This window comes from Hymenobacter crusticola (genome assembly GCF_002154225.1).
Lineage (GTDB): Bacteria > Bacteroidota > Bacteroidia > Cytophagales > Hymenobacteraceae > Hymenobacter > Hymenobacter crusticola.
The window spans coordinates 74,571-96,131 of the sequence record NZ_MTSE01000015.1 but is presented as its reverse complement, the minus strand read 5'-3'; the positions used below and the strand labels follow the sequence as shown (position 1 = coordinate 96,131).

Below are 21,561 nucleotides of genomic sequence, written 5' to 3'. Positions count from 1 at the left end.
GCCGAAGAGCAGCAGTTCTCTGAAGAGCTGCTGCTCTTCGGTAAAGCCTTATAACAAAGTGCCTTTCAAGAAGATAGTTGCTACTGAAAAGTAAATGATCAGCCCCGTGACATCAACTAGCGTAGCTACAAAGGGCGCGGAGGAAGTAGCTGGGTCGAAGCCTAGCTTTTTGAGGAACAGGGGCAACATAGAACCTGACAGAGAACCCCATAACACAATCCCTACCAGCGACAAGCCGACGGTGAAGCCTACCAGCAGCCAGTGCGGGCCATAATCGTAGAAGCCAGCTTGTTGCCACGCCAAGATACGCAGGAAGCCAACCAAGCCTAGGATGCCGCCCAGCGACAAACCCGATAGCAGCTCGCGGCGCATAACCTTCCACCACTCGCCCACGGTCAGCTCCCCCAGCGACATGGCCCGAATGATCAGGGAAGTAGCCTGGGAGCCCGCATTGCCGCCGCTGGAAATGATGAGGGGCACAAACAAGGCTAGCACTACGGCCTTCTCAATCTCGCCCTCAAAGAACCCCATTGCTGTAGCCGTCAGCATCTCCCCCAAAAACAGGATAACCAACCAGCCCGCCCGCTTCTGAATCATTCTGAGCAGCGAAATGGTAAGGTACGGCTCATCTAAGGCTTCCGAACCTCCTAGCTTCTGGATGTCTTCGGTGTCTTCTTCCTCCCGAATATCCAAGATGTCGTCGATGGTGACGATGCCAAACAGTACACCTTCGCTACCGACCACGGGCAACGCCACACGGTTGTTGCGGCGAAACACTTCAATAGCTTCTTCTTGGTCTTGCATGGTTTGCAGGTACACGTAGCGGCGGTCCATTAGCTCACTTACGTAGCTCTGAGGGTCGGCCAGCAAGATCTCCCGGATACCTAGGTCGTCGACGAGGGCGCCGCGCTCATCCGTAACGTAAAGCACGTTGAGCGTTTCGGACTGCCCGCCGTGGCGCCGAATGTAATCGAGCACCTGCTGCACGGTCCAGTTTTCACGAATGGCAATGTAGTCGGGCGTCATCAGGCGGCCCACGCTCGACTCGGGGTAGCCCAGCAGCTCTAGCGTTACCTTGCGCTCCGGCTCGGAAAGCGTTTGAATTAGCTCTTTGACGAAATCCTCGGGTAGAAATTCGAGTAGTGCCGTCCGGTCGTCGGGCGACATCTCGTTGAGGATGTCTGTTATCTTGTCCTGCGACAAGTTGTTGATAAACAACCGCTGTGTGTCCAGGCTCAGGTACTCGAACACCTCGGTCGCAAAGTGCAGGGGCAGCAGCCGGAAAATAATGAGCTGTTCGCGCTCATCTTCCTCCTCAATCAGCGCAACTAGCTCAGCCGGTTCAAATTCTTTGAGAATGTCTTTGAGCTTAAAAAACTCGCCCTCCTGAATCAGGGACGTGATGTGTTCGGTAGTCGGTTGCTGATTCATGAAAGAGCCGAAGATTTTTTCTCGCTAGGCAGGAAGATTGGTGAATAAAAGGCCCGCAAAAGTAGGGCTTACTAGCGGGGAAACAGGAATTCTGAAGTATTAATTCTGAATTACGCTTGTGCTTGGAAAGGCAAGGCAAAGCTGAACGATGCTTATAACTAAAAATCAGCCAGAACGATGAAGGATCAGTTTTTTAACAACGGCCGTGTAGCTGAGGTAAGTGCCTGTTGGGCTACACGATACAGAAAGTAGGCTAGCCTGATTGGTTACTTGTGAGTCGTCAAGGCAGCGTAATTCGGCCAGCATAACGTACAACTCAAAAAACGGCATGTACTTTTGCCCCCCTTCTATTTAGTTGCGTATGGCTCACTCGTCTACTCTTGCGCGCGGAACGCTTGTTGCCCTCGGGGGCGGCGACGATGATGAAATGCTGGCGATGCTAGCCGATATGGTGCCCAACCCCGCCACAACTCGCGTTGAGATTGTGACAACGGCGGCCCCCGAACCAGGCCGCTCGGGCAAAGCTTACGTCAATGCTTTTCGCGAGCTAGGCTGCGAGCAAGTGCACCACTTGCGCATTGATGAGCGCCACCCCGCCGATACACCCGCGCACCTAGAGCGGCTCCAGCAGGCTGGCCTCGTCTTCTTCACCGGCGGCGACCAAGAGCGCATCACCGAGTTTTGGGACAAAACCCAAGTCCAAGCCATTCTGCTTGAACGCTACCGCCAAGACGAAAACTTTGTTGTGGCGGGTACCAGCGCCGGGGCGGCCGTGATACCGAGCTGCATGATAGTGGAAGGCCACGGGGCCCGTTCTCTGACTAAAGGAGGACTGCGCACTACCAACGGCCTCGGGCTACTACCGGAAATGTACATTGATCAGCACTTTGCGGAGCGCGGCCGCTTTAATCGGTTGGCGCACGCCGTGTTGCAGCACCCCATCCGCCTGGGGCTAGGCCTAGGTCAGGAAACCGGCGTGATCATTCGGCAGGGGCATGAAGTGGAGGTGTTCGGCGACGGCGTGGTGATAGTGGTTGATGGGAGCCACCTGCGGGAAAGTAACCTTGGACGCATTGGGCGCGGCGAGCCGGTTTCGGGCCAAGATTTGCGCGTGCACCTGCTGGTGAGCGGCCAGCGGTTCGATTTGCGCAGTCGGCAGGTGCACAACCCTGCGCAGTAGCCCGGCGCGAACCAAGCAAAAACAGGTTGTTAGAACCGGATGGTGTGCCAGTGCTTTGCTGCGTAGGAAAGTGTTAGGCACGCCTACTACTTTCGCCGTTTTTTTCTTACATTTCGCTCATATCCCTCTCTACAAATTCCCACTTTTTTACCCTTCTATGAATCTCAAATCTTTACTCCTAGCAGGTAGCACGCTGCTCGTAAGTACAGCGGCTTCTGCGGGCGGCTTTCAGGTAACGCTGGCTGGCCAAAAGAACAACGGTATGGGCGGCGTGGGTGTTGGCCTGTCGCTCGATCAGGCAGCCATGTTCTACAACCCCGGCGCGCTGGCCATGGTCCGCGAGCGGGGCGTACAAGTAGGCATAAATGCCACGATGGCGCGGTCGGCGTTTCGGGCCGAGTACGGCGGATCGCAGCGCGAACTACGCAACAGCACCGTCACACCCTTCAATCTATACGCGGGCCTAGGTCCGTCGGAGGGTAAGTTTCGGGCGGGTATTGCCGTGTACACGCCTTTCGGCAGCAAACTCCAATACGCGGATGGCTGGGAAGGCCGCTACTCGCTCACGGACATCACCCTGGAGTCAGTGTTTGTGCAGCCTACCGTGAGCTACGCTATTACCGACAAGCTCAGCATTGGGGCGGGGCTGGTGATTTTGGCGTACGGCTCAGTGAACTTGCAGCGCGATGTGCCGGTGCAGGATCAGCAGGGCAACACCGGGCACGTGGAGCTGGATGGTACTGCCGACCACAAGATTGGCTACAACGCCGGTATCTACTACAAGCCTTCCGACAAGCTCAGCATTGGGGCTAGCTACCGCTCGCAGATCGACGCGCACGTGAAGAGTAGCAACGGCGATGTATCGTTCTCCAATATTCCGGCTTCGCTTAGCTCCCGCTTCACGGCCAAGCATTTCGACGTTACGCTGCCGCTCCCAGCCACCGCGAGCTTAGGTATTGGTGTGACGCCTACGGAGAAGTTGACCATCGGCTTAGATGCCAACTACGTATTCTGGAGCAAGTACAAGTCGTTGAACTTCACCTTCGACGGTCCGGTAGGGGGCGCCACGACGAGCAACTCCCGCCGCGAGTACAAAGATGCCGTGACGCTGCGCCTTGGTGGGCAGTACCAACTCACCAGCGGCCTAACGGTGCGCGCCGGTGGTTCCTTCGACTTCTCGCCGGTGAAAGATGGCTTTGTGACGCCCGAAACGCCAGATGCTGACCGCCTTGGACTTAACCTAGGAGCGTCCTACAAGTTTGGGGAGCATTTCGGCATCGACATCTCCGGCCAGTTTATCAATCTGAAAAAGCGCACGCAGACCCAGGCCGAACTTGCCTCCAACGGCACAACCGACCGCGTAGCCGGCACCTACAAAACCAGGATTGTTATTCCTGGTGTCGGCCTGAACTACACTTTCTAACCACCCGCCTTCTTCCCACTCATGAATACGTTACTCAAAAGAAGCTCGGCGGCGCTTGGACTGCTCGGGCTTGCGCTAACTGGCTGTCAACCCGATCTTGATGCCCCGCAGGCCGACAAAGGCACGGCGGATTTTTCTAATTACGTAGCTGTCGGTAACTCGCTCACGGCTGGTTATCAGAGCGGCGGCCTTTTCAACGAAGGAATTCAGAACTCGTATCCGAACATTCTGTCCAAGCAATTTGCCAAGGCTGGCGGCGGCGCTTTCGTGCAGCCATTGTTTGCCGATAATCAGAAAGACGGTTCGGGCTACCTGAATTTTCAGGGTTTCACAGCCACTGGCTCACCTATCTTGTTGTCGCCGGGGCAGAATGGAAACACCCGTACGTATCAGCTAGCTTATACTGGGCAAACACTGATCAGTGGCGAAAGGCAGCTGGCGGCCTACGCCGGCGCGCAACCCAATAACCTAGGTATTCCGGGCATTTCGGTGCTGTCGAGCGTGGCCGCTCTGACGGGCGGCTTGGCGCCTTACGGTTTGCTGAACCCTTACTTGAACCGCTTGCTCCCAGCTGCCGAGCGGCCCACTGTCGATTATCTGACCTATATCGGGCGGGCTACGCCTAGCTTCTTCACGTGTTGGCTGGGTAGCAACGACGTGCTGACGTACGCCACTGCTGGCGGTGTGGCGTCGCCCAGCAATCCGTTCAGCGGCCTCACCGATACCACGCGCTTTGGGCAGGGCTACCGTACCATCGTGCGTACCATCACCAAAAACGGCACCGTTAAAGGTGTTATCGCCAATATTCCGAGCGTGACGGATGTACCGTATTTCACGGCCGTACCCGTCGCAACAGCTATTGCTAGCATCAAAGGCAATACGGCGTTGCCTAACGCAGCGCAGGCTAGCCTGTACATCCGTACGGGCGCCGGCGCAGTACGCGAGGCCACGGCCAACGACTTGCTGACGCTAACTGCCTCTTCCGTCATTGGCACTGCTACGCCGGGTGTACCGCTGCCGGTGGGCGTGGGGTATTCCGCTACTCAGGCGAACCCGCTGCCGAGCCAGTACGTGCTCGACGCCGACGAGCTAGCTGCCGTACGGACCCGCACCACGGAGCTAAACAAGATTATCGACAAAACGGCTCGCCAGTATAACGTGCCGCTGTTTGACGTAAACGCGTTCTTCTCCACTGTTGCTAAAGATGGGTTTGCCATCAATGGCACCGCAAACAGCACGAGCTTTATTTCCGGCAATCTGTTCTCGCTAGACGGGATACACCTTTCCTCGCGCGGTTACGCCGTCATTGCCAATGAGTACATCCGGGTGATCAACGAGAAGTATAAGTCGTCGATTCCCTTCGCGAATCCGGACGAGTACCAAGCGGTGCTGTTCCCGTAACAAACCTAGCTTACTAAAACAAGAAGCCCCTGCTGAGCGTCAGCAGGGGCTTCTTGTTTTAGTAAGCTAGGATGGCACGGCTGGTGTTGCTACACTTAGCTGCACCGGTTGCAGTACTTCCGGTAGCGCTGGGGCCGGCTGGCCAGCGAGATGAGCCGCAATAACCTGCGCGTGGTAGCGGCCATTCTCGATAAACCAGCGGCTCGTATTCAGGCCACCGCACACGGTGCCCGCCAAATACACGCCAGCGCGGTTAGTTTCCAGCGTTTCGGCGTCGTGGGTGGGCGTTTGGGCTAGGTCGGTTTGGCAGGTGATACCGAGGGCCGCCAAAAAAGAGAAGTCGGGGTGGTAGCCGGTAAGCGCATACACGTGCGTAGCCGGAATGGAAAGCGGGCCCTCTGGCGTGCTTACCTCCACCGCCTCAGGCGTGATGCGCTCAATGGTCGTATTGAAGTAGGCCTTAATGCGACCCTCTTTGATACGGTTGAGCAAGTCGGGCCGAATCCAGTACTTCACAGAGTTACTGATTTCCTCTCCGCGCACAATCATCGTGACCCTAGCACCCGTGCGTAGGAGCTGCAAAGCGGCCTTCGCCGACGAATTTTTGGCTCCTACTACCACCACGTCTTGGTGGGCGTGGGCGTAGGGTTCTTTGTAGTAGTGCGTTACGTGCGGCAGCTCTTCACCGGGCACGTGCAAATAATTAGGTATGTCGTAGAAACCCGTGGCCACTACCACGTAGCGGCAACTGATCTGGCCCTTCTCCGTGATGACTTCGTAATGACCTAGGTCGCCTTCTAGCCCCGTCACCCGCTCATAAAGGCGCAGATTGAGCTTTTCGGCGCGAGCTACGCGATGGTAATAATCGATACCGTCTTCGCGTAGGGGTTTATAGTGAGCCGTTGGGAACGGATGGTCCCCAATTTCGAGTAGCTCCGGCGTCGAGAAAAACTCCATGTTGGTGGGATAACCAATGATGGAGTTTACCAGTGCGCCTTTGTCGACCACTACGGCGGTAAGGCCTTGCCGCTGCACCTCCAAGGCGCAAGCTAGCCCCACCGGTCCCGCACCGATTACCACTACATCGAAGGAAGAATCTGTCGTCATATACTGTAATACCAATTTGGAAGCTAGGAGTTTGCCGCCGGCACAATTGCTGTGCTCGGCGGGCTAAGCTAGCTTCTCTTAGAAACAGCTACAAGATGTGATTCGTGCCTTCGGGGCGCTTGGTACGCAAGCTTTTCAGGGCTCCCGTAGACCACAAGGCCCAGCCCATCAACACTGGCTGAAAGAAGAGTCTGCCCAGCCGTTTGGCGTCGGTGTCGAGGTTGAATGCGGAAATATGGTGCGTGTATTGGTGCAAGTTGCCGGGGAATACCAAGGCGTAGAACGCCGCCAATCCTAGGCCCATCTCAACGCGGCGCGATTTCCAGAAGAGCAAAGCTAGCCCCAAACCCACCTCAACCACCCCCGATTGCAGCACAACGGTATCCTTATCCAGTGGAATCCAATCAGGAACCTGAGCCTGAAACTCCTGCCGGACAAACGTCAGGTGGCCCGTACCGGCTACGACCATAAAGGTGCCCATTATCCCGCGGGCCACATTCTGCAAAGTCGTGGTATGTGTGTGGTGTTGCATGGCATTCTGTTGTAGGGTGAAGCCGTGCTATACGGTCTGTTCGCAGTGAAGATGCCTAAAAAAGTAGCGCGGAAGTTTGTTCTGCGACGAGCAACGCGAGTTCCGACGTACGAATACTCGCGTTGCTCGTCGCGGAACGAACTTCCGCGCTACCTAGCCTGACGGCATACGCTGTTAGTGTGCCTGTAGCCAGTTGCTGCCGGTACCGGCCTCTACTTCCATGGGTACACTGAGTGGTAAGGCGTTGATCATCAGCTCCCGAATGCGCGGAATAACTAAGTCAACTTCTTCTTTCGGCACATCGAACACCAGTTCGTCGTGCACTTGCAGGATCATCTTGGTGCCTAGCTTTTCCTTTTCCAGCCAATCGTGGATGCGGATCATGGCAATCTTGATGATGTCGGCGGCGGTGCCTTGAATGGGCGCGTTGATGGCGTTGCGCTCGGTGAAGCCGCGCAGCGTAGCATTGCGTGAGTTGATGTCGCGCAGGTAGCGGCGCCGACCTAGCAGTGTTTCGGCGTATTCTAGCTCGCGGGCTCGGTTGATGCTCTCATCCATGAACTTCTTCACGGCCGAAAACTCCTGGAAGTAGGCGTCGATAATTTCGGTAGCTTCCTTGCGGGAGATACCTAGGCGCTGGGCCAAACCAAAGCTGCTGATGCCGTAAATGATACCGAAATTCACCGTTTTGGCTTTGCGGCGCATCTCGCCGTCCACTTTGTCGAGCGGCACATGAAAGACCTTGCTGGCGGTGCTGCTGTGAATGTCGATGCCCTGGCGGAAGGACTCAATCATGGTCGCATCCTTGGAGAAGTCGGCCATGATGCGCAATTCGATTTGGGAGTAGTCGGCGGCGATGAGCACGTGGTCAGCGTCGCGCGGCACGAAGGCTTTGCGAATTTCCCGGCCTTTCTCCGTCCGAATGGGAATGTTCTGGAGGTTGGGGTTGGTGCTGCTCAGGCGGCCCGTGGCCGTTACGGCCTGGTTGAACGACGTGTGTACCCGTCCGTCTAGGGCGCATACCAGCTGGGGCAATGCTTCCACGTAGGTGCTGCGCAGCTTGGTGAGCTGGCGGTGCTCCAAAATGAGACCCGCAATGGGGTTGTCGGCGGCTAGCACACTCAGTACTTCCTCGCCGGTAGCGTACTGGCCGGTTTTGGTTTTCTTGATCTTGCCACCACCTAGGCCTAGCTTATCAAACAGCACTTCGCCGAGTTGTTTGGGCGAACCAATGTTGAACTCCTGGCCCGCCGCCGTGAAGATTTGCTGCTCCAGTTCCGTAATGTAGCCTTGTAGCTCCGCCGAGTATTCGCCCATAGCGCCTGAGTCGATGCGCACGCCTTCGTACTCTACATCAGCCAGCACGGGCACCAAAGGGTTTTCGACTTCGTTCAGCAGCTTCAGCAAACCTAGCTCTTGCAACCGAGGCTCGAATACATGTTTAAGCTGTAAGGTCACGTCGGCATCTTCGCAAGCGTAATCAGAAACCTCAGCCGGCGGAATGTCGGCCATGGTCTTTTGGTTTTTGCCTTTCGGCCCAATTAGCTCCGTAATGGAAACTGGGGTGTAATGCAAGTAGGTTTCGGCCAGCACATCCATGTTATGGCGCATGTCGGGCTCCAGCAGGTAGTGGGCTAGCATGGTGTCAAATAGCGGCCCGGCCACCCGCACGTTGTAGTGCTTCAGGATAGTGAGGTCGTATTTGATGTTCTGGCCCACTTTCACAACGCCTTCCTTTTCGAGGAAAGGCCGGAACTCATCTACCAACGCCTGGGCGGCTTCTTGGTCGTCGTGCGGTACGGGTACGTAGTAGCCCTCGCCGGGAAGCCAGCAGAAGCTTAGTCCAACGAGCCGCGAGGTCATGGTATCTAGCCCCGTGGTTTCGGTATCGAAGCTAACTTCCTTCTGTTGTAGTAAGTAGTCAAGCAATGACTTGCGCAGGGCGGGTGTGTCTACCAAGTGGTACTGGTGCGGCACATCAGCCAGTGTGCGGCGTGGGCCAGCCGGAGCGCCCTCGTGGCCCGTCTCGCCGTTCTCGGAGGCAATAGCCACGGCATCCGGCGCGTCGAACAAAGAGCCTTGCGAAGGCACGTTCGGCCGACGAGCCCCCCGGCCCACTGGCGCAGCAGAGGAAGCCGCTGGCGCGCCGCCGCTGAGGACACGCGCTGCTAACTGGCGGAATTCTAGCTCGTCGAACAACGACCGCAGCAGCTCCTCGTCGGGTTTGCTCAGGGTGAGGTTCTCCTCGTGAAACTCGATCGGGACGTTGACGTGGATAGTAGCTAGCTCCTTGCTCAGCAAACCCTGCTCGGCAAAGTTGCGCACGTTTTCCTGCTGCTTGCCCTTGAGCTCGTCTACATTGGCAATGAGGTTTTCTACCGACCCATACTTCTGGATCAACGTCTTAGCGGTTTTCTCGCCAATACCCGGAATGCCTGGGATGTTATCGACGGCGTCGCCTTGCAGACCTAGGATGTCAATCACCTGCTCCACGCGCTCCACCTCGAAGCGTTGCAGCACGTGCTCTTTGTCCAGTACCTCGGCCGCATTACCCATAAACGCCGGCCGGTAGATTTTGATCTTGTCCGTTACGAGCTGGCAATAGTCTTTGTCCGGCGTCATCATAAACACGTCGAATCCTTCGGCTTCGGCACGCTGAGCTAGGGTGCCAATGACGTCGTCGGCCTCGAAGCCATCCACCATCAGAATCGGGATGTGAAACGCTTCGATGATGCGCTTGATATACGGAATAGCCGTGCCGATATCCTCAGGCATGGCTTGGCGCTGGGCCTTATACTCAGCAAAACTGTCGTGGCGGAAGGTTTTCTTTTGAGCGTCAAAAGCTACCCCAATGTGGGTCGGCTTTTCCTTTTGCAGCACCTCCACGAGCGTGTTGGTGAAGCCAAGCACGGCGCCCGTGTTCATGCCCTTAGAGTTGACGCGCGGGTTCTTGCTAAAGGCAAAGTGGGCACGGTAAATCAGGGCAAAGGCGTCGAGGAGAAAGAGCTTTTTAGCGGGTTGGGCGGTATCGGTCATAGGAAGGCGAAAGTACGGATTGAGCTACTGCTGCACGGCAGGAAAATTGCGTTGGGTATTATGAATCAGCTAAAAAAATCAACGAGTATGAAAAAACTAATACCCTTGAGTTTCTTATTAGTAGTGAGCTTATCAGGAATAAAACAAGTATACGCGCAAACAGTTGACCCGACGTTTGCACCTATCGAGTTGATGCAATCAGGTCTGATCTATAATGCTATACAGCAGCCTGATGGAAAGTACTTAGTGGCAGGAGGTTTTACCCAAGTAAACGGCAGTCCAGCTACAGGATTAGCACGCTTAAACGCCGATGGTACCCTAGACGAAGCATTTACTACTACAGTAGCCTGTAAAGGGAGTGTTGTTAGGATGCGGGTGCTAACCGATGGACAGATATTACTACAAAATCAGTGGGGAATTTCGGTAGGTGGCCGCACCTTTAGCTCACTTGCTAAGCTAAATGCTGATGGTACGTTGGCAGCAGATTTCACTCCAGGTAGTGGACCAATGCAAGCAGGCTACGCAGGTCCGGTAGCCGCTATGACAGTACAACCTGACGGCAAGATTCTGTTGGGTGGACTTTTTTCAAGCTACGATGGAGTTGCGGCGAATAGCTTGGTACGCCTTAATGCAAATGGCAGCGTCGACCAGACTTTTACCACAGCATTAAATAAAGGATTTGTAGATTCATACGGAAGAGCTGCTGACGTGCAAGGAGTTGTCATACAGCCAGATGGGAAAGTTCTGGTTTGTGGCACTTTTGAGAATTATAATAATACAGGCCGTAGCGGACTAGTGCGATTAAACTCGGATGGATCCTTAGATGTCAGTTTTAACCCTGCATCAATTGGTAAGAGAGTCCAAGCTGTGGCTCTTGATTCACGCACAAATGCTGTAGTCATTCATACAAGTGATGGTACCCAACAGATTGTACGCCTGACTAGTACAGGCCAAGTAGATAATTCATTTAATCCTTTTGGCGGCTCCAACTGCTTTTATCTGGATTACCAGAATGATGAAGAGCTTGCAGTGGACGCGAGCGGTAGAGTAATTTTGAGTGGTTGCTTTGCGGATTTTGGTGGAACAAGCGGCAACAGCTACGTTACGCGTTTGCTGCCGGATGGGCAGCTTGATGCTCAGTTTGCTATTGGTAAGCAGCTAAATGGCAGGGTGCACTCTGTAAAGATTTTAGCTAATGGCGAAATTCTGCTTGGTGGTCACTTTAGCCGTTATGGTAGTCTTCGCAATGTGAACTTGGTGCGGGTAAACGACAAGGCTGAATTGATTAGCACATTTCATCCGGCTATCATGCAGCCAGGGCAGCTGGATGAGGTAGTTCAGCAGGCAGATGGAAAAATAATAGTTGGTGGTCAATTCTGGAAAATCAACGGACAAGATGCTGGCAACCTAGCTCGCCTTAATACAGATGGTACGCTAGACCAATCCTTTCAACTAGCAGGGGTTAATGGGGAGGTACGGCGAATTGCTCTTTCTTCAGATGGCCGCATCATGGTAGGAGGAGAATTCACGAGTGCCGGTACTCATGCATCACCTTTAGTTGCGCGCTTGCTAACGAACGGTAGCGCCGATGCCTCTTTTACTGTGCTAACAAGTGCTATTACTTCTACTGACAGGGAGAACGTGAGTGCGTTAGCTTTACAATCAGATGGTAGTATTCTGGTTGGTGGTTCTTCTAAGAACATAGGAGGCTATACCAGCGCCTTGCACCACTTGCTCGCTAATGGTAGCGTTGATGCTGCTTATGCCAATGAATTGGAGAATAAGGTGAGGCTTGATATTAAGCATATCGTAGCGTTACCTAATAATCAGTATATAATCAATAGAACCGATAATCCTACTGTAGACATAGGTTTGACACGCCTCAATGCAGATGGAAGTTTTGATAACAGCTATGTTGTAGACCCTACTGTTTATGGACCTCTTTATCTGGATAAGCTGCTACTGCTACCTGATGGTAAGTTGTTGGTTAGTGGTGATTTTAGGAAAGCGAATAGTGGTGAGAACTTCAGCCTAGTGCGGCTAAATTCGGATGGATCTGTAGATAACAGCTATGCACTACCCAAAATAGAAGGATTAATATCGCAGTTAGCACGTTATCCAAACGGTCAGGTGCTAGTTGCAGGCACTTTTGGTTATGTGATGGTAGATGGTAAGGACCGTGGCTCGTTGATACGTTTGAACGCGGATGGCTCTTATGATGCCTCTTTCGCTGATGTACTGGTTGGTTCTGCTACGGGCCTAGCTTTGCAGCCAGATGGCGCTATTCTATTAGGTGGTTATTCGTTCAAAATCAATGGACAGAATCGAGGCCCATTGGTTCGCTTGGTTTCTTCCAGCGTGCTAGCTGTTAGCAGCCATCGAGCCATAGATCATACGCAAGCTTGGCCCAATCCGGCTCACGAGAGTTTGCAAGTGAGCCTAGATGCCGCCGCAAAACCCACACACCTAGCACTATTAGACGGGCTAGGTAAGACTATTATCAGCCATGCCGTCACGAAAACCGACCTAGCTTTGCCTGTGCAAAATCTGCCTGCCGGCGTGTACCTGCTCCGCGTCGACTACGCCGATGGTCCCGTGACGCGCCGGGTCGTAGTGCAGTAACAACCCACGCTTTAAAACAGTAGCGCCAGCAAGTTGCATCAACCTGCTGGCGCTACTGTTTAGATATGGTAATAAGTTCTACACTACAACGCCGATTTCACCTCAAACGTGAAGCTAGCACTACCAGACAGTCCGTTAGAAGCTAGGCCTTGCAGTACTACTATGTAACGGCCAGCTTGGTCGCCGGTGTAGAAGTCTAGCTTAGTCGGCGCGGTGCTGGTTGTGATAGCCGGATTCCAGTACAGCAGATTGCGCAAGTCGGGCAGGCGACTTTGCTGGGCTTGGGGTGTATCGTAGCGCGGTGCGTAAAACTCGCGCTGGCCCTGCAACCCTTCGTATTGCTGCACCAGTACCCGCGGGTCAAGTTTGAAGCCTTCTAGGTCGCCTTTGTAGGTGGTGTAGCTCACCAGGCCACTGTACACGGCAGACCCGTGGAAATAGCGACTGGCCATCACTTCTAGCTTCTGGATCTTCAACGGATCCATGGCCATGATCTTGTTGATGTTAAAGACGGGAACCCCGTCGAGCAACACCATTGGATTGTCTTCGAAGATGGCCTTGTTGGGTCGGTCGATAACCAAGAAGTGGAAGCCGTCTTTGCGAATGCGAACCATCACGCCCGGTACGTATTCGCGCATGACTTCTTCCATCACCTTGAAGCGCGTGTACTTATCCAAAAAATAGGTTTCATCGGCCTTCCCATAAAACGATGTGCTATCGGCTGGCGGCTCGGTGTAGCGGTTTTTGGCTTTGTCAGCAAAGGCGTTTTGTACTTGATTTTGAAAGTGCCGCTTGGCGTAATCTGCCTTGAAGCGAAGCTGCGGCGCGAAAGGTTCACCTAGGGTAGTCGCAAACTGCGACGAGAATGGGTTAAAAACTTCAATGCGGCATGTGCTGTCCTGTTGCGGATTGGTTTGCACCATAATCTCTCGAGAGCCATACAGGTTGCCTAGCTCGAACTGCACGAGACCATCGGCATTGCTCACCGCATTTTGCAGCCGAATAATGCGGCTCGGCGACGACAAATACGTTAGAATGCCTTTCAGTGGCTTGTTAGTGCCGGCTTGCGTCAAGCGGGCTCGCACCAGCGGGCCATTGAACTCGGGTAGATTGGGGAAAGCAACGGGCGTAGTTGCTAGCACCTGTTCCCACCGAAACCGACTCCAGCCCTGCGTTAGCATCAGGTTGTCGGCAACCGTGGTTGCGTCCGGTTCGTTGGCCGTGAAGTAATATTCTGGATGTTCAATGATGCCCTTCAGGTCGGATGCTAGCCACAAGTAGCTGTTGATGTCGGCAGTGGAGGCTGTGCTGAGCGAATCGAGCCGGTACACTGCCATCGACAGGTTCGCTTCGAGATGTTGACTTGCCGAAGCGGTAGTAGCTAGGTCCACGCTTACTTTCTCCCGGTTGGCATATTGGCTTTTATCTGAGCGAGCCGTAATAGCTAGCTTGTCGTGCGGAGGCTGGAAATACAACCGTTCGCAGACCGGCTTTTGTTCGGCATTAAATAAGGTGAAATGCGAAACGCCATCGAGTAGCTGCTTTTTCTCAAGGGTGAAAGTTGCGCGACCATTCGCGAGCAAGGCCTTTGTAGCTACGGCTACTTGCTGCCGCGAGTGCCCGAGCAAGAATACCTCCTCTGGCTGCCCGGCCGTAGCACTGATACTTAGGGTAAGTGAAGTAGGGGTGCTGTTCTCGAGGTGCATCACGTAGCCTTGCTCGTACGCCCGGGGCAGTTTTCGTCTAATTACCTGACGGTTGCCTAGCGTGAGGATGGCTGTGTACGTAGCGCTTGGCGCAGGCGTAAATGTGAAGCTACCCATGCCGAAACGCAAGGTCTGGAAGCTAGCTACTGTGGTGCCATTCTGATCAAGTAGCTTGCCCGTAGCAGCTGCCCCAGTGCCCGACTTCGCTGTTATCTTAAACGCCACTTTGCTGCTGAGGCCTTGCACCAGATTGCCGCCCTCTGGGAAGAATTGTACGTCGTAGCCTGCTGTATCTCGGGTAGCTACGCTGCCCGAAGCAGCTGTAGTATTCACAACTGTGACGGAGCGGTGGTAATAGTACTCAGGTCCGAAGTTTTGCATCCAGCTAGTGTAGGCGCGCACCGTGTACACGCCTGAGGCAAGGGAGCTAGGTAGCAAGAAGGACCCATGCCCGGTGGCTTGCTTCAATGGAATTTTACCTTGTACTACGGGATGGTTCTGTTTATCAAGCACCTCTACATAGGCAACCGAGCTCAAGGGTAACGGCTTACCAGAAGTACCGTCTACTGCATACGCCTTCAACCACATGGTCTCGCCACTCAAATACAGGGGCCGGTCGAGGTGCAGGAATAGCTTCTCCGAAAGCGCCGCTTGTTGGTAGCGGTTGAGCTTGCGAGCCAGACTATCCGCAGATGCCCCTTGCCCATAAGCGGCTCTATCCGCTAATAGCCATAATGCTAGTAACAACAAAAGCTTATGGCTCATACCGGTGATGGGTAACTTGAGATAGGCAATCATATAATGCAACGGGTTGACTAGGTTCGGGAAGCTATTACCAATAAGCCGGCTTTACCGTGGTGCCACGCAGCCGACAATCTACACACTCGACTGATGTTCCAAGAGCCCCTACCGAGATTACGGCCACCGGTATGTTGCCAGCAAAGCCAAAGACACCGGGTATGTCTCTCGAAACAACCGTATCGGCGATGCAGTCGTCATAGCCTGTGGATACCGGTAGGCTAAGCGGGAGCTGAGCGCGGGTGATGAAAATGCGTGTCTCCTCTACCGAGTGCGCGCCGATGTACCCGAAAGCAAGCTCAGAATCATCGCTGAGGCAATGAACGTTGCCGGTAATTTGGGCGGGGAGTGGGTCAAATAACGTCCCGATGTTCTCGGTGTTTTTCTTCAGCAGATTCCAGTAGTTGTACTCCTCTTGGGTTTGGGCATGTTGCCTAACCAGAATGCTATACTTGTGCCGGAAGCGGGCGTTGGTAGAAGTATAGGAACGCAGCAGATAGTCAGAAACAACATCTTGGCTTAAGCTCGCTGTACTACCTAGCTTAATGTCCGTGGATATTTCATTGCCCCAACAGACAGTCGGATAAGGGATTAGCCTGTTCTGCAGTTTGTTGTTGACGTACTCTATGCCCGAAGTTATTACTGGTCGAGTTTCCCAAGTCTCTTCACATTCCCACCGGTAATAGCGTGTGGCGTTAGTAGGATCATGCGTATTGACAAAAATGTTGATGCCCTTCGTGTCTAATTGCCACTTTACATCATCAATTTTGGGCGTGAGCTGAGCCGTTACGAAATCAGAAGCATACTCCTTGCTAGGGGTAATAATCAGGTGGATACGATACCGCTTGGCCGAGTTTAGGCGTAAGTTATCGGAGGTGTACGTGCCGGTAGTTTTTTCTTGTAGCCGGTAGCGGCTCCCTGCTTCTTCCTCAAGGTACACCGTGGCTTTGGTTTCAGCCGGAGAAATGCCAGGCTCATTGATGGCAGAAGTGCGCGATAGTTTTAGCGTGGTAACCCCATTGCAGTTGATAAAGCCATCGACCACCAAATAGCTCTTGGGGGAGCTGATAACGTCGGGCATGTAGGGCTCAACGCAGCTAGGCAGGAGCAGCGTTAGGCACCAGAGTAGTGTAATCCGAACAAGCGGCAGAAGAATACGCATTTCACGGAAGGGGTTATTGCCAGAAGCTAGGTCGTACGGACGAGCCACGTTTACGACAGTCCACGCAGTCGATGGTCGCGATGGTGTAGCCTCTGAGGGGGCCTCCTAGTTTGAAAAAAACAGGCACTACCGGTACGATCACGGGGTTGGCGAATGTGCTGGGCACGTTTTTTAATTCTACCGTATCCGGCGGGAAGCAGCTTTCGTAGCCAGTGCTCAAGCGCCACGCCGGTGGTACCTGCGTGCGGCTGATAAAAATGCGCTTTTCCTGCACGCTGCCCGCGCCTACGTAGCCCAGAGCTAGCTCGGTGTCGTCGTTGAGGCAGCGCACATTGCCGGTGAACTGCGCGGGCAACGGGTCGAACAAGCTTCCAATACTTTCGGTGTTCTTCTTCAGTAAGCTCCAGTATTCGTATTCCTCTCGGCTCTGCGCATATTGCTTCACCAGCATGCTGTACTTAATGAAAAGCCGATCAGTACTGGTCGGTAAGGAGCGGAGTAGTTGATCTGACACCACATCTTGGGCTAGGCTGGTCGTGTTACCTAAAATGATGGTTGACGATTTTTCCGTTGCCCAGCACACGGGTGGGTAGGGGGGCTGTAATTCTTGCACACGCCGATTGACGTACTCAACGCTAGCAATGAGCGTCGGCCGGATTTCCCATGTCTCCTCGAAAGCCCAACGGTAATAGCGGGTAGCATTGGTCTCGTCGTGGCTGTTAACGTAGATAGTCAACCCCGAATCGGTGGTGCGCCAGCTAACGTTATCGATGGGCGGAGCGCTCCTCGGGGTCACGTAGTTGGAGGCGTATTCTTTGCCTCCCGTTGTGCGGATGTGTAATCGGTAGTTCTTCGTTGGGCTCAGCGTTAAGCTAGCTGAGGTGTAGGTGCCTTTGGTCGTACTTTCTGGCAAAGGGTAGCGTGCACCACCTTCTTCTTCTATGTACACGGTGGCGGCCACTTCTACCGGCGGCAGACCCTTGGCGCTGATATCATAGGTGCGCGACAGGTTAATGGTTGTGACGCCCTGGCTGTTAATAGAACCGTCGACCACCAGATAATGCTTCGTAGCACTAATGACGTCGGGCATGTATGCGTCGATGCAGCCAGGCAGTAACAGCGTGATGCACCAGAGCAAAGAGACCCGAACGAGCGAAAGAATAGTGCGCATCTCACCGAAAGATCTATTGCCAGAAGCTAGGACGCACAGCCGTGCCGCGCTTGCGGCAATCCACGCATTCGACGCTCGAACGCGTGTAGCCTTGTAGGGAGCCCATTGGGCTAAATGTCGGCGTCACGGGTATAACAACCGGGTTGGAAAAGGTGTTGTCTACATTCGATAGCTTCACCGTGTCGGGCGGAACGCAGCTTTCGTAGCCAGTTAGCAAACGCCAGGCGGGCGGTAGCTGCCCACGGCTGATGAAAATGCGCTTTTCCTGCACGCTACTTGCGCCTACATAGCCCAGAGCTAGCTCGGTATCGTCGTTGAGGCAGTGTATGTTGCCGGTAAGCTGCGCGGGCAACGGGTCAAAAAGCGTCCCGATGTTCTCGGTGTTTTTCTTCAATAAGCTCCAGTACTCGTATTCCTCCTTGGTTTGGGCATACTGCCGGACCAAGATGGTGTACTTAGTATAAAGCCGGTCTGAGGTAGTACTGAAAGAGCGTAGCAGTTGATCGGAAACTACATCACGACCTAGGCTAGTGGTATTACCTAGGATAATGTTCGCAGACTTCTCCGTAATCCAGCAGGATTGAGGATAAGGTACGCGTATGTCCTGCATTTTGCGGTTAAGGTACTCCACGCTAGGAACGAGCAGCGGACGGATTTCCCACGTTTCCTCGTACGACCAACGATAGTAATGCGTGTCGTTGGCGTCGTCGTGGCTATTCACGTAAATGTTTAAGCCAGAGGTGGCTGCCTGCCAGCCGATATTATCAATTGGCGGCGTGTTCTTGACGGCTACATAGTCGGAGGCGTATTCCTTGCCTCCGATAGTGCGAATGTGGAGTCGGTATTTCTTGGCTGGACTTAAGGTTAGGCTAGCCGATGTGTAAGTGCCTTTGGTAGTGCTTTCTCGCAGCGTATAGCGTGCCGCTGCTTCGTCCTCCACGTACAGGGTCGCGCCCGTTTCCACGGGCGGAGCCGTTTTGGCGGCAATATCGTAAGTGCGCGACAGCACTATGGTAGTGACACCCTGGCTGTTGATGATGCCGTCGACGACCAGATAACTCTTGGTAGAGTCAATAACATCGGGCATGTAAGGATCGATGCAACCGGGCAGCGCCACAGCCAAGCACCAAAGCAGCACAGCCCGCATAGGGTAGGAGAGAAGGCGCATCTAAAACTTGAAGTTGTAGGTGATGGTCGGGATTGGCTGACCAAAAATGGAGAGCTTGTAGCCTCTGATCTGCCCATTTTCGGCTTTGAAATAGACCGAGTAAGGATTTCTGCGCCCCGTCAGATTATACACACCTAGGGTCCAGGAGCTGTGAGCTAGCTTTTTCACCTTGTGGTTGCCTTCGATGTTCAACCCAAAATCGACGCGGTAGTAATCGGGTACGCGGTAGGCGTTGCGATCAGAGTAATACACGCGCAAGGAGTTGGCAACGTAGTACTTGGCTAGTGGCAGTGTGATGGGGCGACCGGTGCTGTACGTGAAGTTCAGCGAAGAGCTGAAGCGCCGACTGAAGCGGTAGTTTCCGATCATGGTCACGTCGTGGGGCTTGTCGAAGTTGCTCGGGTAGTACCGGCCCCCGTTGATCATGTCGGAGGTGGTGCCTGCGTTTACCCGGACCAGCGAGCGAGAGTAGGTGTAGCTAATCCAGCCATTGATCTTGCCCGTAAGCTTCTTCACCAGCACCTCCACGCCGTAGGCCTTGCCTTCGGCGTTCACGATATCCGTCTCAATGTGGTGGTTCAGGATGAGCGTGGCGCCGCTTTTATAGTCGACAAAGTCGTGGAGCTTTTTATAATAAGCCTCCACAGACGTTTCAATGGTATTCGCCCGGAAGTTGTGGTAGTAACCAATCGAATATTGGTCGCCGACCTGCGGGCGAATGTTGGCGTCGCTGAGCTTCCAGATGTCGGCCGGCGACACCGAAGCCGTGTTGGAAAGCTGGTGGATGTACTGGCGAGTGCGGTTGTAGCTCGCCTTCACCGACGAGTTATCCGTTAGCCCGTAGCGCAACGACGCGCGATACTCGGGACCATGGTAGGTAGCTAGCACCTTGCCCGAGTTGTAGCGCAACGTGTCCGTGATGGAGGTTTCGGTGCGCGATTCGCCCGGCGCGTATTGGTACACATCGCGCGGACCTAAGGCATTGAAGAGAGAGTAGCGCAGACCCAACGACAGCGAGAGGCGCTGCGAAAGGTCAATCCGGTCGGAAGCATAAATAGCGCTTTCCACCGCTTGCTCGCGGGCTAGCACGTTGGTGCTGATGAGCGACTCGCCGCCTAGGGGCGTCAGGCTGCCCGGTGTGATGTGGTACAGCAGCGAGCTAACCCCAAAATCAATCGTATGCTTAGAATTGGGAAAGTAACTAAAATCGGCTTGCAGGTTGGTCTGCTTGATGCCATACTTCAACCGCGAGGCATTCACCGGGTTCTTCTCGCTGGTGATGTCGTAGGCGTAGTGGCTGTAAGCGCCCGTAAGCACTCCGTAGAGCTTATTGTTGAAGTTGTGCTGCCACTTTAAGCTAGCATTTTGATTACGGTAGTGATAGGTAGTATCGCTGGCTAGCCGGAACCGGTCGGAGCTAATATACCCCGTGGCGTACAGCGAGTTCTTGTCGTTTAGCTGGTGGCTCACGTGCGCGCTGATGTCGTAGAAAGACGCCGAGCTTTGCCGGAATGAGCTGTTGGACAGGCGGCGCAAGATCCAGTCGGAGTAGCTGGTGCGGCCGCTGATGATGAAGGCGCTTTTATCCTTTACAATAGGACCTTCGAGCGTGAAGCGGCTGGTGAGGGGGCCAATACCACCCGAGCCGGAAAGCTTCTTCTTGTTGCCTTCTCGCGTTTTTATTTCCAGCACCGACGACAGGCGCCCGCCGTATTTGGCCGGAATGGCGCTCTTGTACAGTTCCACCGATTGCAAAATGTCGGGGTTGAAAGCCGAGAAGAAACCGAACAAGTGCGACGGGTTGTAGATGGTAGTGCCGTTGAACAAAATCAAATTTTGGTCGGTGGCGCCGCCGCGTACGTTGAGGCCCGTGCTGCCTTCGCCCACCGATTTCACGCCCGGCAGCGTGAGCACCACTCGCAAAATATCAGTTTCGCCAAACGCCGTGGGCACCTGGCGCAAGGTTTTGATATCTAGCTTTTCCAAGCCCATTTGCATGCCCGACACGTTCTTGTCTTTCTCGGCCTCAATCACGACTTCTTTCAGCGGCGTGATATCCTCTTCTACCTCAATTTCAAGCTTGCCATCACCACCTAGCACCACTTGACGACGGGTATTCTTGATGCCGATGCCCCTTACTTTCAAATCGTAGCGGCCAGCAGGCATGGTCAGGGAGTAGTAGCCAAATTGGTCAGTGCTAGTGCCGATAGCCGGCGCCTCGGAGTAAATAGTCGCGCCCACCACTGGCTCCCCCGATTTTAGGTCACGTACGTGGCCAGCCAGCGTCACCTTACCGCCGCGCGGCATGCCGTTGCCGAACTCATAAATCTTGGCTTCGGCTTCCCGAATGTAGCGCGACCGGCTTGGGGCATTGGCTGGCACGGCCGCATCACGGCGCGGTGTGTTCGCTAGGTCGTTGGGTTTCTCGGTACTAAAGAAGCTATCGGCAAGCGTCGGCTCCAGCGTTATACCCGAGGTGATGAAAACTCGGTTTTCATCGTCGATAGCGAAGTGAAAGCGCGTGTTCTGGAAGGCTCGCTCTAATGCAGTGCTGACGGGCACATCCTGCACTTGCAGCGTGATGAAAAGGCTATCAACTGCTGCCGGATTGAAGTAGAAGTGCAACTTGGTTTGTGCCTCCAGCTGTGTCGCAAATTGCTCGAACAGCACATGCTGAAAATTGCCCGTCACGGTTTTTTCAGCTTGCTGCTGCGCCTGGGCAGTGAAACGGAATAGCGTAAGAAATAAAACAACAAGCAGCAGATATCGGTGCTTCATAGAGGTAGCTAGCACATCCAAAAAAATAAACCTGGGGGTGAAGAGC

Annotated in this window: 13 protein-coding genes; 4 read left to right on the top strand and 9 right to left on the bottom strand. The window is 54.1% G+C overall.

Annotated elements, in window-relative coordinates; genetic code table 11:
• Positions 1-48: 48 nt before the first annotated feature.
• Complete coding sequence (mgtE, locus tag BXP70_RS21395) at positions 49-1,431, bottom strand: magnesium transporter (protein WP_086596166.1); 1,383 nt, start codon at positions 1,429-1,431, stop codon at positions 49-51.
• 361 nt (positions 1,432-1,792) lie between these two features.
• On the opposite strand from mgtE, the gene BXP70_RS21390 reads away from it, so the two are divergent.
• From BXP70_RS21390 to BXP70_RS21380, 3 genes are all read left to right on the top strand, one after another.
• The gene (locus BXP70_RS21390) at positions 1,793-2,611 is read left to right on the top strand and encodes a cyanophycinase (RefSeq protein ID WP_086596165.1); all 819 of its coding nucleotides are present in this window, start codon (positions 1,793-1,795) and stop codon (positions 2,609-2,611) included.
• Between the two features lie 157 nt (positions 2,612-2,768).
• A complete protein-coding gene (locus BXP70_RS21385) occupies positions 2,769-4,034 on the top strand; it encodes an OmpP1/FadL family transporter (protein WP_086596164.1) in 1,266 nt (421 codons plus the stop codon).
• A 21-nt stretch (positions 4,035-4,055) separates the two neighbouring features.
• The gene (locus tag BXP70_RS21380; protein ID WP_086596163.1) at positions 4,056-5,435 is read left to right on the top strand and encodes an SGNH/GDSL hydrolase family protein; all 1,380 of its coding nucleotides are present in this window, start codon (positions 4,056-4,058) and stop codon (positions 5,433-5,435) included.
• 66 nt (positions 5,436-5,501) lie between these two features.
• Here the strand turns inward: BXP70_RS21380 and BXP70_RS21375 are convergent, their stop codons facing one another.
• The 3 genes from BXP70_RS21375 to polA all read right to left on the bottom strand — a co-directional run bounded on the left by BXP70_RS21375 (position 5,502) and on the right by polA (position 10,110).
• A complete protein-coding gene (locus BXP70_RS21375) occupies positions 5,502-6,542 on the bottom strand; it encodes a YpdA family putative bacillithiol disulfide reductase (RefSeq protein WP_086596162.1) in 1,041 nt (346 codons plus the stop codon).
• Between the two features lie 88 nt (positions 6,543-6,630).
• Positions 6,631-7,074, bottom strand: a complete 444-nt coding sequence (locus BXP70_RS21370; protein ID WP_086596161.1) for a DoxX family protein — start codon at positions 7,072-7,074, stop codon at positions 6,631-6,633.
• 174 nt (positions 7,075-7,248) lie between these two features.
• Positions 7,249-10,110 (bottom strand): DNA polymerase I, encoded by a 2,862-nt coding sequence (gene polA, locus BXP70_RS21365; RefSeq protein WP_086596160.1) that lies wholly within the window; start codon positions 10,108-10,110, stop codon positions 7,249-7,251.
• On the opposite strand from polA, the gene BXP70_RS21360 reads away from it, so the two are divergent.
• Entirely contained in the window at positions 10,039-12,732 is a 2,694-nt protein-coding gene (locus BXP70_RS21360) for a T9SS type A sorting domain-containing protein (protein WP_143436611.1), read from the top strand. The genes polA and BXP70_RS21360 overlap by 72 nt on opposite strands.
• Before the next feature lie 83 nt (positions 12,733-12,815).
• Here BXP70_RS21360 and BXP70_RS21355 read toward each other — a convergent pair whose 3' ends face one another.
• The 5 genes from BXP70_RS21355 to BXP70_RS21335 all read right to left on the bottom strand — a co-directional run bounded on the left by BXP70_RS21355 (position 12,816) and on the right by BXP70_RS21335 (position 21,515).
• Positions 12,816-15,203: a hypothetical protein gene (locus BXP70_RS21355; protein ID WP_143436610.1), complete on the bottom strand. Its 2,388-nt coding sequence runs from the start codon at positions 15,201-15,203 to the stop codon at positions 12,816-12,818.
• A 67-nt stretch (positions 15,204-15,270) separates the two neighbouring features.
• Positions 15,271-16,398 (bottom strand): DUF4249 domain-containing protein, encoded by a 1,128-nt coding sequence (locus tag BXP70_RS21350; protein WP_086596157.1) that lies wholly within the window; start codon positions 16,396-16,398, stop codon positions 15,271-15,273.
• 13 nt (positions 16,399-16,411) lie between these two features.
• Positions 16,412-17,569, bottom strand: a complete 1,158-nt coding sequence (locus BXP70_RS21345) for a DUF4249 domain-containing protein (RefSeq protein WP_086596156.1) — start codon at positions 17,567-17,569, stop codon at positions 16,412-16,414.
• Positions 17,570-17,582: 13 nt separating this feature from the next.
• Positions 17,583-18,737 (bottom strand): DUF4249 domain-containing protein, encoded by a 1,155-nt coding sequence (locus BXP70_RS21340; RefSeq protein ID WP_086596155.1) that lies wholly within the window; start codon positions 18,735-18,737, stop codon positions 17,583-17,585.
• Complete coding sequence (locus BXP70_RS21335) at positions 18,738-21,515, bottom strand: TonB-dependent receptor (protein WP_086596154.1); 2,778 nt, start codon at positions 21,513-21,515, stop codon at positions 18,738-18,740. It abuts the gene before it with no gap.
• Positions 21,516-21,561 lie beyond the last annotated feature (46 nt).

Excerpts from the sequence above, each read along its gene's own strand:
- mgtE (WP_086596166.1), bottom strand. The coding sequence starts at position 1,431 with ATGAATCAGCAACCGACTACCGAACACATCACGTCCCTGATTCAGGAG.
- BXP70_RS21390 (WP_086596165.1), top strand. The coding sequence starts at position 1,793 with ATGGCTCACTCGTCTACTCTTGCGCGCGGAACGCTTGTTGCCCTCGGG.
- BXP70_RS21385 (WP_086596164.1), top strand. The coding sequence starts at position 2,769 with ATGAATCTCAAATCTTTACTCCTAGCAGGTAGCACGCTGCTCGTAAGT.
- BXP70_RS21380 (WP_086596163.1), top strand. The coding sequence starts at position 4,056 with ATGAATACGTTACTCAAAAGAAGCTCGGCGGCGCTTGGACTGCTCGGG.
- BXP70_RS21375 (WP_086596162.1), bottom strand. The coding sequence starts at position 6,542 with ATGACGACAGATTCTTCCTTCGATGTAGTGGTAATCGGTGCGGGACCG.
- BXP70_RS21370 (WP_086596161.1), bottom strand. The coding sequence starts at position 7,074 with ATGCAACACCACACACATACCACGACTTTGCAGAATGTGGCCCGCGGG.
- polA (WP_086596160.1), bottom strand. The coding sequence starts at position 10,110 with ATGACCGATACCGCCCAACCCGCTAAAAAGCTCTTTCTCCTCGACGCC.
- BXP70_RS21355 (WP_143436610.1), bottom strand. The coding sequence starts at position 15,203 with ATGAGCCATAAGCTTTTGTTGTTACTAGCATTATGGCTATTAGCGGAT.
- BXP70_RS21350 (WP_086596157.1), bottom strand. The coding sequence starts at position 16,398 with ATGCGTATTCTTCTGCCGCTTGTTCGGATTACACTACTCTGGTGCCTA.
- BXP70_RS21345 (WP_086596156.1), bottom strand. The coding sequence starts at position 17,569 with ATGCGCACTATTCTTTCGCTCGTTCGGGTCTCTTTGCTCTGGTGCATC.
- BXP70_RS21340 (WP_086596155.1), bottom strand. The coding sequence starts at position 18,737 with ATGCGCCTTCTCTCCTACCCTATGCGGGCTGTGCTGCTTTGGTGCTTG.
- BXP70_RS21335 (WP_086596154.1), bottom strand. The coding sequence starts at position 21,515 with ATGAAGCACCGATATCTGCTGCTTGTTGTTTTATTTCTTACGCTATTC.